The sequence below is a fragment of the Pseudomaricurvus sp. ABR4_320 genome (assembly GCF_056159445.1).
Genome location: NZ_JBSWVF010000006.1, coordinates 383,260 through 397,641, shown reverse-complemented (window position 1 = coordinate 397,641; position 14,382 = coordinate 383,260). Strand labels below are relative to the sequence as shown.

Sequence of the window (14,382 nt, the reverse complement as noted above, 5' to 3'; positions counted from 1 at the left end):
CCCCCCTCCCCTCTTCTCCTTCCCCCTCCCCCCCCCCCCCCCCCCCCCCCCCCCCCCCCCCCCCCCCCCCCCCCCCCCCCCCCCCCCGCTACCGGCATGAAAGATGACGACTTTCATAAGCCCATCATTGCCATTGCCAACTCGTTCACACAATTCGTACCCGGTCACGTCCACCTGAAAGACCTTGGACAAATGGTTGCCCGAGAGATCGAAAGTGCCGGCGGAGTTGCCAAAGAATTCAATACCATTGCCGTTGATGACGGCATCGCCATGGGGCATGACGGCATGCTCTACAGCCTTCCCTCAAGAGATATTATTGCTGACTCCGTCGAATATATGGTGAATGCTCACTGTGCCGACGCTCTGGTGTGTATTTCGAACTGCGACAAAATCACCCCCGGAATGTTGATGGCTGCGATGCGACTCAATATTCCCGTCGTTTTTGTCTCTGGCGGGCCAATGGAAGCCGGCAAGACCAAGCTTTCAGAAAATAAGCTGGATTTAATTGATGCCATGGTGGTCGCCGCGGACGACAGTTATACCGACGAACAAGTCAGTGAGATTGAGCGCAGTGCCTGCCCGACATGTGGATCCTGTTCCGGCATGTTTACCGCCAATTCAATGAATTGCCTGACCGAAGCACTGGGCTTATCACTACCCGGAAACGGCACCGTCGTCGCAACCCATTCCGATCGCAAAGAGCTGTTTTTGCGGGCGGGTCGATTGATTGTCGATTTGGCGAAACGCTATTACGAGCAAGACGATGACAGTGTGCTGCCAAGAAATATCGGCGGCTATAAAGCGTTCGAAAACAGCATGTCGCTCGATATTGCCATGGGTGGTTCGACCAATACGATTCTACACCTGCTCGCCATCGCCCAGGAAGCTGAGCTCGATTTTACGTTAAAAGATATCGACCGCTTGTCACGTAAAGTACCTCAGCTCTGCAAAGTCGCCCCGAATACCCAAAAATACCATATTGAGGATGTTCACCGCGCAGGCGGCATTATGGGCATTTTAGGCGAGCTGGACCGCGCAGGCCTTTTGCATATCGATGTTCCGACCGTGCATAGCGCAACCCTTGGCGAGGCGCTCGATACCTGGGATATCGTCCGATCATCGGATGAAACGGTTCAGGAGTTCTATCGCGCCGGGCCGGCCGGCATTCCAACCCAAGTTGCTTTCAGCCAGTCTACACGCTGGCCGTCACTCGATGGAGATCGCGCAGAGGGCTGTATTCGTTCTCTTGAACACGCCTTTAGCAAAGACGGCGGACTTGCGATCCTTTACGGCAATCTTGCGCAAGATGGCTGTGTCGTCAAAACCGCAGGGGTTGATGACTCTATCCTGGTATTCGAAGGCAATGCCCATGTAACAGAATCCCAAGATGAAGCTGTAGCCAACATTCTCGAAGACAAGGTTAAAGCGGAAGACGTTGTCATCGTCCGCTACGAAGGGCCAAGAGGTGGACCTGGTATGCAGGAGATGCTTTACCCAACGTCATACCTGAAATCTAAAGGCTTGGGGAAAGCCTGCGCGTTGCTGACTGACGGACGCTTTTCAGGAGGAACCTCAGGTCTTTCAATCGGCCATGCGTCCCCCGAAGCTGCGGCTGGCGGAATCATAGGGCTGGTACAGCAGGGTGATAAAATTCGCATCGATATTCCCAATCGCTCTATCGAGCTTTTGGTGGGCGACGACGAGCTGACTGAACGCAGACGAATTCAAGATGAGAAAGGCTGGAAACCAGAAAAACCTCGCCCTCGTAGAGTTAGTGCGGCACTCAAAGCCTACGCAATGCTAGCCACCAGTGCAGACAAGGGAGCGGTTCGCGATCTATCTAAACTTGATTAATCAAGAAGCTAGATTGCCTCCACCAATAAAAAACCCCCGAGATCGGAGATTTCGGGGGTTTTTTATTATGAACAAACAGAAATAAATATGCTCTAAAAGCGCTTAGCTTTTCAATGCATCCTCTCTCTGTTTTTCATTCTTAGCAAAGTCGATCCACTGCAAGGCGAACTTCTTACTACGCTCATCCTTTGCAGCCTTTTCGAAGGCTTCAATCGCCGCATCGTAATTACGCAGGTTGACATTCGCCATGCCTAACACGATCTGCAACTGATCAGGACGCTTGATTTTGCCACGCTTGTTTGCCTGAGTACCTGCTTCAATAGCTTTCTCATTTTGATCGCTATCCAAATACACACCGGCAAGACGAGCATACAAGTTACCGTCTTCAGCTTTTGACGCAGCCTGCTCCATATAGGGAATAGACTTCTTGACGTTCTGTGCCAAGCGCCACGCTGTTGCTAAGGTTTCCAGGTTTTTCGAAGTCTTTTCAATTTGACCCGACTCAATGCCTTTCTCAAGTACCTTGGCTGACTTATAAGGTACTTCTTTTCCGAGATACAGATAAGCGAGGTTAAGAAGCTCTTTCTCATCCGAAAGCCCCCCCATCAAGTAAACAGTCTCCATGCTGTAAAGCTGCTTACTTTCTTCCTCAACCGCTCCGTACAAACCTGCCAACTGCTTCCAGTAGGTTGTTTTAGGATAATGACGAATCATCTTAATAAGAATTTCGATAACCGTCTGGTTATCGCCCTTCTCATAATAAACAGCCCGTTGCAAAGAATACCAGTTCTCTTTAGGAACCTTATCCTTGCTCTCGTACTGCTCAACAGCGATGTCGATGTTCTCCATCGCTTTATCCATATCACCTAACTGGTAGTAACCTTGAGCCAGTAGAACGTATGCATCAGACCCTTTGATCGGCTGAAGCTCCATCCAACGTTCAAGGTAACCAACGGCACCTTTGTAGTCTTCCTGCACAAACAACAGCTGCGCCAAGGTATAAAGCGTGCCAAGCTCTAAGGCTTCACTAAGCTCTTCTTCCTCGAGCAGCATTTTGTAGTAGCGAATCGCCTCGTCATAATTCTCGAGGGAGTAATACACCCAGCCAAAATAGTTGTATAAATTGGCCTTTTCATAACTGGTATATTTTTCAGCCTTGCTACTTTCCAGCTTCTTAAGAACTTCCAACGCCGTAGGCCACTCATTTGCATCAGTGGCTTCCTGCACATCGGCAAAGTCCTTAAAGACATTCTGGCGCAGTGAATAGGTCTTCTTGGTTTTGTATTTTGGTGCCGCCTGCTCTTCTTCATCTTGAGCATAGGCTTTGCTAACAAAACCGGTGATGCCAGCACCTTCCAACGCCTGCCCCAGAAATACCGGGGACAGACCTAGAGGAATGGCGACCAGAGAGCGACCAATTATCCGTGTTAAAAAGGAGTTTGTTTTGCTCATCAGCTTCACCTCTTATTCAGCGATCGCAAAGGTAATCTTATTGCGAACACCTGGCACTTCCACTGCCTCACCATCGATCACTCGTGGCTTGTACTTAAACTTGAGAGCAGCTTTCTCGGCAGCGCTGTTGAAAATGGTTGAAGGCGACAGATTTCCGTTGCGACCGGCCATACCTTCAACGGTAACCGGATCACGAACTGACCCGTTCGTCGTCACAGTAAATTCAACAATCGCGTAACCTTCTATGCCTCGACTCAACGCACGAGATGGATATTGTGGTTGAACCTTAACGATTGGCAGATATTCACCATCCGATCCAAGATTAATCCCGCCCACGTTAATGTCTGGCTTGGCTCTGGGCGCCGCCATGTTAATCGAATCAGGATTAACATCCGGCTGCTCAAACTCAGGCTCAGGCATGTCTGGTGGTGGCTGCTCTGGCTCTTCAGGCTTATCAGGTTTTTGCGTTTCGTACTGGGTTTCAATCTCACGCTGAGGCATAAGAATGTCTGCAACTTTACGCTCTTCTGCCTCTTCCGGCGCTTTGGTATTCGCTGCAATCAATAATTGCATGAGAAACACCAAAGCGAACGTTGTAGCCGCAGCCAGTACACCGGCTAATAAGACTCTTGCTACACTCATAACGTTTTATTTCTTCTCGGTTGAGACGGAGACGTCAGTGACACCCGCTTCCCTTGCGGCTTCCGCCACTTTGGTCAGCGTTTCGATATCAGCTTCGTCATCAGCCTGAATCACAACAGCACCTTTAGGGTTCTCTGCAAACAGTCTCTCGATATTGCCTTTCACCGCGCGGATATCCACGCGGTTTTTGTCAATCCAGACTTCATTGTTTGCATTTACCGCGACCAAGATGTTGGCATTCTTTTTCAAGATTGCCGTGGTGGCTTCAGGTCGATTTACTTCGATACCGGTTTCCTTAATAAAGGACGCCGTGACGATAAAGAAAATCAACATAATGAAGACCACGTCCAACATTGGCGTAAGGTCTATCGTATTCTGATCATTCTCCGCCGAACTACTTTTTCTAGCCATAGTACTTTCTCAAAATCTCAGGTTAGGTCAGTCAGTTCGAGCTTTAATGGTCCATTGTCAAATGATCAGCCAACAACTGGTTTTCGCGCTCTGCAGTACGAGTAACGTAAGTGTTACCAAATACTCCAGAAAGAGCAGCAACCATGCCCGCCATAGTTGGAATGGTTGCTTTCGAAACCCCTCCAGCCATCGCTTTAGCATCGCCACCACCGGTAAGCGCTAAAACAGTAAAGACGTCAATCATTCCAGTAACCGTGCCCAGAAGACCAAACAGCGGGGCAAGAGCAACCAGGGTCGCAATCATGTCCATGTTGACACTGACTTTCTCGGAAACCCGAGAAATCAGTGCCTGACGGACTTTGTGTGCGCCCCAGGATTTACGCTCGGGCCGTGCCTCCCACGTATCCAACGCGCCTTGAACTTCTTTTTTGAGGCCACTGTGAAAGTACCAGATTCGCTCAAAAATCAGAGTCCACATCACGAATGTCAACGCAGCGATGAGGTACAGCACCATCCCGCCCTGGTCCATAAAGGCCACAACAGCAGCGAGCGCGTCCATCAATGCCAACATTCGAATTCTCCTATTACTTGCCGGACTCGACGTTTTCGGCTACGAGACCCGCAGACTGTTCGTCAAGAATATGGAGAACACGCTTGGCGCGACCGTTCACTACGGTATGCAAAAGCACGGTAGGAATCGCAACAACCAGACCCAATACTGTCGTTACAAGAGCACCAGAAATACCGCCAGCCATCGCTTTCGGGTCACCGGCACCAAAGATCGTGATCGCCTGGAAGGTAATGATCATACCGGTAACGGTACCAAGCAGACCCAGCAGGGGAGCAACCATTGAGATAATTTTCAACAGATTCAGACCCGACTCAATGGCTGGACGCTCTTTAAGGACAGCCTCTTCAAGCTTGAGCTCGAGAGATTCGCCATCGAGACCACGGTTATCTTCCGCAACTTTCAATACACGACCCAAGGGGTTGTTGGTATTGGCAGAGCTGGATTTCAACTGAGAAGAAACCTTGGCGCTGATTGTTGTCAGAACAATGAATCTCCACAGAGCCAGCAAGATGGCGAAGACACCGACACCGGTAATGATGTAACCGACGATGCCGCCCTGATGCCAACGTTCAACCAAAGAAGGACTGTTAATCAACGCAGCCAGGAAAGAGCCGCCACTTGGTCCGGTAGGGTCGATACCAACTTTAGTAAAGCCATCGGTTGCTGACTGCAGCTGTGATGCGGCAGACAACAGGCTGGAGGAAGGCTGACGAGTCAACTCTGCCATTTTTTCGTTTGAAGGCAGAAATTCAAGGTACTTACCGTCAGACAACAACTGGAAGTTACCGATACGTACGACGTCTTGAGGCGTTTGCTCACCGTTGGGCTTAACAACGGTACCGCTAAACTTGACGATTTTACCGCCCTCAATAGTCTCGCGCTGAATCTCGTACCAAAGACGCTCAATTTCTTCGATGGTTGGCAAACGAGTGTTGCTGTTCATCTTGTCGATCAGCTGGTCTAAGAATTCTGCACGACCAGGATATTGAGCAGAAACAATAGAGGTTGCCAAATTGGTACGCAAATCACCCGCTGTGGAGGTCAGGTGGCCAAAGAGTTCTTTCAGTGAACCCAGACGCTCCTGGTATTGTTTGCGTTTTGCTTCAACTTCCAACTCTTGATCAGCGTAAGTTTGCTCCAGCTCTTCAGAGCGAGCTTCTTCATCGGCTTTGGTTTGCTGAGCCTGATTCAACAATTCTTGCTGATTCGCTTTTTGCTGAATAAATTCAGCTTCACGCTGACGGTGCTCTGCAGTCTCTGCAACCTTGCTTTGCTTGACCATGTCCAGCAATTGGTCGAGAGATTTTGCTTGATCCGCGTCCTGAGCAAAAACATTCAAGCTGCCGCCTAGGCCCAATGCAGCGGCAATAACGACATTACGGATTGTACTAGATTTCATTGAGCAGCCTCCGGCGCCGGAATCGGCATATTCATAACTTCAATGGACGCTTGTTTCTTGGCGATGCGCAAACCTTTAAGAATCGCGCTGCGGTATTCACCAGAGTCCAATTCGGTCCAAGTGCGTGCTTTCTGATCCCAAACACCAGACATTTCAGTGTCTTTAGTCTGATACATCAAAGCAACACGTCCGACACGCAAAACATTGACTTCACGTTCTTGACCGCCGATTTCCAGAGTGTCTTCGTAAGCGTCGATCTTACGGCCATACTCAGACTCAATTTTGTACGCTTCCAATACCTGACGGAATTTCTCAGCGACAGAAATGTCCGAACGCTCCTGACTATTTCTCAACATTTCCAAACGCTCTTCACGCTCGTCCATGTGAAAGGGAACATCCAGCGCGACAAACTGCTGAAGCGCATCCAGCATCTTTAGAATCATTGGCTGAATCTGACGCTCGATGACGGTGACATTTTCGATGGATTCTTCAAGATCATTGATAACTTCCAGCTGACCAGCGATTTGCTTTTCAAGCTGAGAGTTATAAATACGGAGACCTTCGATTTGCTTGTTAACGACTTTAAAGTCATTAAGAAGGCTGGTGGTTTGCTCGGCGATGTTATCGATTTTTTCTTGCGAGTCTTGTGCAATTTTAACTTTTTCTTCGCCAACCTTAAAAATTGCGTCTAAGGTTGGATCTGCTTGGACTGCACTTGTAAAAAGCACACCAGCAGAAAGCGCCGTGGACACAGCCACAGCCAACAGTCGCTGCTTCTTCATAAATCCCCCGAATGGGTACAATCAATAAATCAAAATATTTATTGCGGTTTGTTGTTAAAAACGCATCCCGCTATATCTAGACTTTTGTCGAATAACGACAGTCAGAGATTCGCAATTTAATACTAGGGACCACAAACATTCAACGGTTAATCTGCCTTCCACCCGCCTCCTTCAAAGGTCTATAACGAAAAGTAACAGACCGAACGAACTCCCTGAGTCAAAAAGTAACACGACTCAGAGAGAGGCGAATTCAGGAATTTACACTCCTTTCAGACACATTCTCCGCTCGCGCAATCTCACCAACAATAACCCTATTGGTGAGGTTTACGCACCCTGTCCAAGGTAACAAAGGAGTAAGCGAGACCGCTGTCGCGATCAACCTCATCCTTTCGACTGACTTCCTGCCATTCCTCCGGATCTAGATCCGGGAAGCTGGCATCCCCAGTGAAATCGTCGTGAACCTCAGTCAGGTAAATGCGATTAGCAAGAGGTAGACCGGAATGATAAATCTGCGTGCCACCGATGATCATAATCTCGTTTGCGCCAGATTTTCCCGCCTCTGAAATCGCATCACAAAGGTTACTGACCACAACAACGCCTGAGTTGTTCCAATTGGGTTGTCGAGTAAGTACGTAATTAACTCTTCCTTTCAAGGGAAACCCTATGGACTCAAACGTATTGCGCCCCATGATCACGGGCTTCCCCATAGTCACCCGTTTAAAATACCGCAAATCCTCGGGCAGACGCCACGGCAGCTGGTTGTCACAACCAATAATTCCGTTGTCAGCCCGCGCCACGATCAAGGCTACGCGAGGCCCGGCTGGTGCAGACATTAGACAGCCACCGGCGCAACAATACCGGGATGAGGGTCGTATCCTTCCAGTACAAAATCATCAAACTGATATTCGTAAATGGAGTCTGGTAGACGACGAATTTGAAGCTCCGGCAAAGGACGAGGCGAGCGAGCTAATTGTCGCTCAACTTGCTCGTAATGATTTGAATAAATATGAGTGTCACCTGTCGTGACTATGATCTCAGCAGGCCGAAGGCCACATTGTTGTGCCAACATATGGGTCAAAAGCGCCAAGCTTGCTGTATTATAGGGCAGACCTAAAAAGGTGTCCGAACTGCGAATATACAATTGCGCCGATAATTCACCATCTGCGACGTAAAATTGATATAAAAGGTGACAAGGAGGCAGTGCCATGCGCCCCGCCTCGACATTTTCCTGAGGCGACATGGATTCATCTGGAAGATACTCAACGTTCCAACCATGAAACAGAATTCTTCGGCTGTCAGGTTTATGTTTGAGGCAGTTCACCACGTAATCAATCTGGTTTACTGAGCCACCGTCTGCAGTGGGCCAATCGGTCCACTGCTTGCCGTAAATCGGACCCAGATCGCCGCTAGATGTTGCCCACTCATCCCAAATGGACACCCCGTGTTCATTGAGCCATCTGACATTTGTATCGCCGTTGAGAAACCAAATCAGCTCATTAACGATACTCTTAAAATGCATTTTCTTTGTCGTCAGAAGCGGAAATCCATCCCGCAGATCATGACGAAACTGCCGAACAAAAACGCTCCGGGTTCCCGTACCAGTGCGATCAGACTTTTCCTTACCGTTCGCATATACATCCTGCAAAAGTTCCAGATACTGTTTCAATCGTTGCTCCCGGGTTGTGTAACACGCGCATCATTTTGGTGCGGATGTTTGTAGGCTAAAACCAGTAAAATGGCACCAAGAAGGATCATCGGTAAAGAAAGTAATTGGCCACGAGTTAACCAGCCGAGGGCGTCAAATCCTATGTGAGCATCTGGCTCACGGAAGAACTCAACACCAAAACGGAAGGCACCGTAGAGAAGTAGGAATAATCCACTAACCGCTTTACTGGGGCGCGGCCGAGATGAAAACAAATAGAGAATGGCAAACAATAGCAGCCCCTCAAAAAAGGCCTGATACAGCTGCGAAGGGTGACGCGGAATTTGCAAAGGATCCTTAGGGAATATCATTGCCCAGGGTACATCTGCGGCACGTCCCCAAAGCTCCTGGCCGATAAAGTTCCCAAGCCGGCCAAAGCCCAAGCCAAGAGGCACCAGAGGAGCCACAAAATCGGTAACCGCGAAGAAGCGAATTCGATTCCTCCACGCGAATAACCACATCGCGAAAATAACACCGAGCATGCCGCCATGGAATGACATCCCACCTTCCCAGACTCGGAACAGCCAGAGAGGATCCTCTACAAAGCGGTCCGCCTGGTAAAAGAAGACATAACCAAGTCGACCGCCCAGCACGACGCCCAGCGCACCATAGACGACGAGATCTTCTATTTGCTCTTGACGGACAGGCGAATCCGGACGCCGACAACGCCACATTGCCAAACCCCAGGCGGCGGCAAAGGCCAGCAAGTACATAATGCCGTACCAATGAACCTCTAATGGGCCAAGGGTTTTCCCCAAAACCTCAAACGGCCCAAGACTAAATGCAATAGGATCAATCGTTGGATAAGTAACCATAACTCCCGACACAAAGTTTTGCAGACGCGCCAAACGTCATCTGCATAATTGATTCATTGTAAATAAGGACCTACTTGCCTCGATTTCTTAGGAAGCCCCTGATTGACCTATAAGCGTAATCACGCCACTGACCAACAATTCTGATGCAATTACCAGCATAATGATCGCGAAAGCCCGCTGTAATTTTTCGCCAGGCAATTTATGAGCGAGTTGAGCGCCAAGTCTCGAGGTGGGGACACTGCAGATCAACATACCCAATGCAGCAGGTAAAAAGACGAAACCGACGGCGCCCTCTGGCAACCCCTCACGCCCCCACCCCTGATAGATGTACGCCATGCTACCAGAAATTGCCAGAGGCAAACCAAGCGCCGCCCCCGTCGCCACAGCTCGGGCCATGGGTGTTCCAAATGATCTCAAAAACGGTACCGTCATCGCACCACCGCCAACGCCGAAGAGAGACGAAATTGCCCCGATAACAACTGCCACGGATGACAACACCCAGGCACTGATCGCTCGGGCCTGGCCGGCCGGGATGGTAAATAACATTTTTAACGCAATGGCGATCAGAAAGATGGCGAAGGCAATCCTCAGCTCAACCCCATTTAAGAAAACGGCAATCTTTCCCCCAAGCGCAGCGCCAATAACAACACCTGGTACAAGCCATTTCAGTAAAGGCCACTCGACAGCATGCTTCTGCCAATGGGTCCAGGTTGCCATTGAAGCCGTAAAAACGATACAGGCCAGAGATGTTCCGATCGCGAGGTGGGTGGACACCTCAGAACCGACACCAATGATGCCGAAAGTATAAATCAGCGCAGGGACCATGATGACCCCTCCACCGAGCCCAAACAGCCCTGCAATTAACCCGGCGATGACGCCGACCATGGCAAAAATAAGAAAAAGGGAAAGCAAAATGACGTTATCCGGCGATATCTACTGCGGGCCCGCATTATGCCCCGTCTCCCAACCAAACACTAGGGAGCTCGGCCAATGGCGCCCTCCCTCTGAAAACCTGTCTTTTTGTGGTAACAGGTTGATGATTCAATCCATTCAATTCAATGCATTGATCATAATATCGCCATGTGCTTAATTTTCGCGGCTCTTCACCAACACCCAGATTTCCCTCTGATCATCGCAGCCAATCGAGACGAGTATTTTTCGCGCCCAACCTTGTCTGCTCACTATTGGCCAGATAAACCTGGTGTATTCGCAGGGAGAGACCTGCAGGCAGGCGGGACATGGATGGGAGTCAACCATGAAGGAAGATTTGGCGCTGTTACTAATTTCCGAGAATCACGTCGCCCTCCGCTTAGATCATCCTCTCGGGGCGAACTTATATTGCCTTACCTATCAATGAAACGCGACCTGGCGACAGCCAGTGCAGATATTCAACTCAATGCAACACAGTACGCTGGCTTTAATCTTATTCTCGGTGATGCCAACCATCTACAATGGTTTTGCAATCGAAATCCGAACAATGGCTGGGCACCCATTTCACCCGGTATCGTGGGTCTAAGCAACGGTCTCATGGACGCCCCTTGGGCGAAAATTCAGCGTGGCAAGATGGAAATTATCCAGCTACTAACCGGCAACCGCTTGAGCCTTGATGAGCTAGCAGACAGTTTATGGACAGTATTATCCGACAGGAAGAAAGCCGAGCTACATCAATTGCCAAATACGGGTGTTGACCTGATGACGGAATGGAAGCTGTCACCCAGATTTATTTCTATGGGGCGCTATGGAACGCGCTCGTCAACACTGGTATTTTTCGACACCAATAACGAAATTACCTTTATCGAACGAGAATACAACGCTAAAGGCGAGCCTATAGATCAACGCCGTCAACAAATTACTTCGACGTCTTTGTTGAGCGCAATCCCAGCAACCGCGTAAAGCCACCTTTCTCCATAAACTCTTCCAGGCAACGGTTTACGGACTCGGCATCTTCCTGCAACATCACCTCGGCGAGGACTTCTTCAGCCTGCTCGAGAGTGACACCACGAATGACTTTTTTAACCTTCGGCAAATTCGTGGCGTTCATCGACAAGACATCAAATCCCATGGCCATTAACAGGACGGCTGCGGCCGGATCGCCGGCCAACTCACCACAAATCCCGACGCTTGCGCCCTGACTGTGACCATCCCGAACGATTTGATTAAGGGCCCGCAACACTGCGGGATGATATGCTTGGTAGAGATCGGCGACACGTGGATTATTGCGATCAACCGCAAGTAAGTACTGTGTTAAATCATTACTGCCCACCGAGAGAAAATCCGAACGCGCGGCGATTTCGCGGGCCTGATACACGGCAGCGGGAACTTCGATCATTACGCCGATTGGGGGTAGCTCTAACTTATAACCTTCTTCAGATAACTCGTGATAAGCGCGATAAATCAAACTTTTTGCCGCTTCGAGTTCAGATATGCTCGCCACCATCGGCAACATAATCCGCATATTGTTCAAATGCTCACTGGCTTTAAGCATCGCCCTAACCTGACCGAGAAAAATCTCTGGATGATCCAGGGTAATTCGAATCCCTCGCCAGCCGAGAAACGGATTCTGCTCTTCAATAGGAAAATACGGCAGGGATTTATCACCGCCGATATCAAGCGTACGCATGGTTACGGTGTGAGGTGCAAAGGCCTCTAACTGCTCCCGGTAAATCAGACGCTGCTCTTCCTCACTGGGGAAACGATCACGTAATAGAAAAGGAATTTCTGTGCGGTAAAGGCCAACACCTTCTGCGCCACGTTCCAAAGAGCGTACCACGTCCGCAAGCAGCCCAGTATTAACCCAGAGCGGGACTCGATGCTTATCCGGAGTTTCACAGGGCAGATCCCGAAGAGCTTCGAGCCCCTTAACCAGCTCTTGCTCTTCGGCGCGAATACCATCGTACTGTCGCCGTAGGTTTGGACCGGGATCGGTATAAATCGCACCCCGATAGCCGTCTACGATAACCTCGCGCCCTTCTAACTGTATAAAAGGAAGATCGACTGCGCCCATAACAGTGGGCAACCCCATAGCTCGAGCAAGAATTGCAACATGAGAATTGCCCGACCCCTGCACAGATACCAATCCCACCAAACTGTCCCGGGGGATCTCTCCCAGCATTGAAGCGGTTAATTCCTCACCGACAAGAACGGCATTTTTAGGGAAAACACGGCTCTTCTGGTTAGATTCCTGCAAATATGCCAATACGCGGCGCCCCAAATCCCGCACATCGGCTGCCCGCTCTCGCAGGTAAGCATCGCTCATACTGCTGAAGTTGCGCTCGTGTTCGAGAATCACTTCACTCCAGGCGTAAGCGGCACCCAATCCCTGGCGAATTCGCTCAGTTACTTCGCCACCGAGCGACGCGTCATCCAACATGGCGATATAGGCATCAAAAAGAGCACGCTCTTGGGCATTTAGACGCGATTCCAGATTTTCGCTCAAGGCACGGACGTCGTCCCGGGCCTTACTCAGGCAGTCATTGAAGAAATCCAGCTCAATATCAACATTGTCACAGGTTTGATACGGCACACCGCGAAGATCTGCAGCTGGAGAAACGACAACAGCCTTCCCAATAGCGACACCTGGAGCGCCAGCGACTCCTCGAAAACGGGCCTCCTGAGCATTGCGACCCATGCGCTTCAATGCGCCCGTCGCCTCCGCGTGAGCGATCACGCCTGAGAGCTGGGCAGAGGTAGTTACCAGAAAAGCCTCTTCACCCTCATCAAACTTACGGCGCTCAATTTGCTGAATAACGAGCACCCCCAGCACCTCTCGCTGATGGATGATCGGAACGCCGAGAAAAGAACTGTAGCGCTCTTCTCCCGTGGCTTCGAAATATTGATAATTAGGATGGTCCATTGCCCGTTCAAGGTTTATGGGCTCTTCTCTCAGAGCAACCATCCCCACCAGACCTTCACCTGCAGCCAGACTGACCTGCCCGACTGACGTGTCATTGAGTCCGTCGGTGGCCATCAAAAGAAAATTACCTTGCCCATCCCTCAAATAGACGGAACAGACATTGGTTTTCATAACAATTTTGACCCGGTGCACAATAATGTTCAGTGCCGCCGGTAGATCCCGCGCTGAATTGACTTCCTGAACTAAGCTGCGCAGAGAATTAAGCATTAGACGCGCTATCCCCCGTACTGCCTCCAAGTTGCCAATGGCGGTTTTCATGATCGCTGTGAGTTGGCGCAAGTTCACGCATTGCGCGCCGATAAACATCCCGCTTAAATGCCACCACTTTATCCAGCGGATACCAATAACTGACCCAACGCCAACGATCGAATTCCGCAGGGCCGCCGTTACTCAAGCAGATCTCTGATTCATCTGACAGCAGCTGTAACAAAAACCATTTTTGCTTTTGACCGATACACAAAGGAGAGGAACCATGGCGCAGGAGCCGCTTCGGAAGCCGATAGTGTAACCACCCTCGAGTACAGGCAAGAATTGAAACGTCGCGCTTGTTTAAGCCGACCTCTTCTTTCAGCTCCCGAAACAACGCTTGTTGCGGGCTTTCATTTTTCTGGATACCCCCCTGAGGAAACTGCCAGGCATTCTGACCACCAATACGACGCGCCCAGAACACCTGTCCGCGGGTATTGGTCAGCACAATGCCGACGTTGGGTCTGAAACCATCAGGATCAATCACCAAAGCACTCCAGAATTATCTTTCTTGCTGCCTGCTCTAGCCGATCATTGTTCCACACTCTCGGAAAGTTCATCAATGCAGGCAAGGACTTACAAGCTATATACCACA

13 protein-coding genes and 1 pseudogene are annotated in these 14,382 nt (G+C 50.0%); 2 read left to right on the top strand and 12 right to left on the bottom strand.

What is annotated here, in order from left to right:
- Window positions 1-87 precede the first annotated feature (87 nt).
- Window positions 88-1,854 (top strand): annotated as a pseudogene (gene ilvD / locus ACXAFR_RS15225) (dihydroxy-acid dehydratase); the annotation flags it as partial.
- 102 nt (window positions 1,855-1,956) lie between these two features.
- Here the strand turns inward: ilvD and ACXAFR_RS15220 are convergent.
- From ACXAFR_RS15220 to ACXAFR_RS15175, 10 genes are all read right to left on the bottom strand, one after another.
- The gene (locus tag ACXAFR_RS15220) at window positions 1,957-3,306 is read right to left on the bottom strand and encodes a tetratricopeptide repeat protein (RefSeq protein WP_475178367.1); all 1,350 of its coding nucleotides are present in this window, start codon (window positions 3,304-3,306) and stop codon (window positions 1,957-1,959) included.
- A gap of 12 nt (window positions 3,307-3,318) precedes the next feature.
- Window positions 3,319-3,948 carry an energy transducer TonB gene (locus ACXAFR_RS15215; protein ID WP_475178366.1) on the bottom strand — a complete coding sequence of 210 codons (630 nt, stop codon included), beginning with the start codon at window positions 3,946-3,948 and terminating at the stop codon, window positions 3,319-3,321.
- A gap of 6 nt (window positions 3,949-3,954) precedes the next feature.
- Complete coding sequence (locus ACXAFR_RS15210) at window positions 3,955-4,359, bottom strand: ExbD/TolR family protein (RefSeq protein WP_475178364.1); 405 nt, start codon at window positions 4,357-4,359, stop codon at window positions 3,955-3,957.
- Between the two features lie 43 nt (window positions 4,360-4,402).
- Complete coding sequence (locus tag ACXAFR_RS15205; protein ID WP_475178362.1) at window positions 4,403-4,930, bottom strand: MotA/TolQ/ExbB proton channel family protein; 528 nt, start codon at window positions 4,928-4,930, stop codon at window positions 4,403-4,405.
- A gap of 13 nt (window positions 4,931-4,943) precedes the next feature.
- Complete coding sequence (locus tag ACXAFR_RS15200; RefSeq protein WP_475178361.1) at window positions 4,944-6,329, bottom strand: MotA/TolQ/ExbB proton channel family protein; 1,386 nt, start codon at window positions 6,327-6,329, stop codon at window positions 4,944-4,946.
- Window positions 6,326-7,111: a DUF3450 domain-containing protein gene (locus tag ACXAFR_RS15195; RefSeq protein ID WP_475178358.1), complete on the bottom strand. Its 786-nt coding sequence runs from the start codon at window positions 7,109-7,111 to the stop codon at window positions 6,326-6,328. Before ACXAFR_RS15195 ends, ACXAFR_RS15200 begins: the two co-directional genes overlap by 4 nt.
- Before the next feature lie 311 nt (window positions 7,112-7,422).
- On the bottom strand, window positions 7,423-7,944 hold the full coding sequence (locus tag ACXAFR_RS15190) for a dihydrofolate reductase (RefSeq protein WP_475178357.1): 522 nt from the start codon (window positions 7,942-7,944) through the stop codon (window positions 7,423-7,425).
- Window positions 7,944-8,777 carry a thymidylate synthase gene (locus ACXAFR_RS15185; protein ID WP_475178354.1) on the bottom strand — a complete coding sequence of 278 codons (834 nt, stop codon included), beginning with the start codon at window positions 8,775-8,777 and terminating at the stop codon, window positions 7,944-7,946. Before ACXAFR_RS15185 ends, ACXAFR_RS15190 begins: the two co-directional genes overlap by 1 nt.
- On the bottom strand, window positions 8,774-9,628 hold the full coding sequence (lgt, locus tag ACXAFR_RS15180) for a prolipoprotein diacylglyceryl transferase (RefSeq protein ID WP_475178352.1): 855 nt from the start codon (window positions 9,626-9,628) through the stop codon (window positions 8,774-8,776). The genes ACXAFR_RS15185 and lgt overlap by 4 nt, the downstream gene beginning before the upstream one ends.
- A gap of 87 nt (window positions 9,629-9,715) precedes the next feature.
- Window positions 9,716-10,540: a sulfite exporter TauE/SafE family protein gene (locus ACXAFR_RS15175; protein WP_475178350.1), complete on the bottom strand. Its 825-nt coding sequence runs from the start codon at window positions 10,538-10,540 to the stop codon at window positions 9,716-9,718.
- A gap of 168 nt (window positions 10,541-10,708) precedes the next feature.
- Here ACXAFR_RS15175 and ACXAFR_RS15170 point away from each other — a divergent pair, with 168 nt between their 5' ends.
- The gene (locus ACXAFR_RS15170; RefSeq protein ID WP_475178347.1) at window positions 10,709-11,521 is read left to right on the top strand and encodes an NRDE family protein; all 813 of its coding nucleotides are present in this window, start codon (window positions 10,709-10,711) and stop codon (window positions 11,519-11,521) included.
- Here ACXAFR_RS15170 and ptsP read toward each other — a convergent pair.
- Window positions 11,478-13,748, bottom strand: coding sequence for a phosphoenolpyruvate--protein phosphotransferase (gene ptsP, locus ACXAFR_RS15165; RefSeq protein WP_475178346.1), 2,271 nt, complete (start codon window positions 13,746-13,748; stop codon window positions 11,478-11,480). The two genes, ACXAFR_RS15170 and ptsP, sit on opposite strands and share 44 nt — an antisense overlap.
- Window positions 13,741-14,274 (bottom strand): RNA pyrophosphohydrolase, encoded by a 534-nt coding sequence (rppH, locus tag ACXAFR_RS15160; protein ID WP_475178343.1) that lies wholly within the window; start codon window positions 14,272-14,274, stop codon window positions 13,741-13,743. The genes ptsP and rppH overlap by 8 nt, the downstream gene beginning before the upstream one ends.
- Window positions 14,275-14,382: the final 108 nt, after the last annotated feature.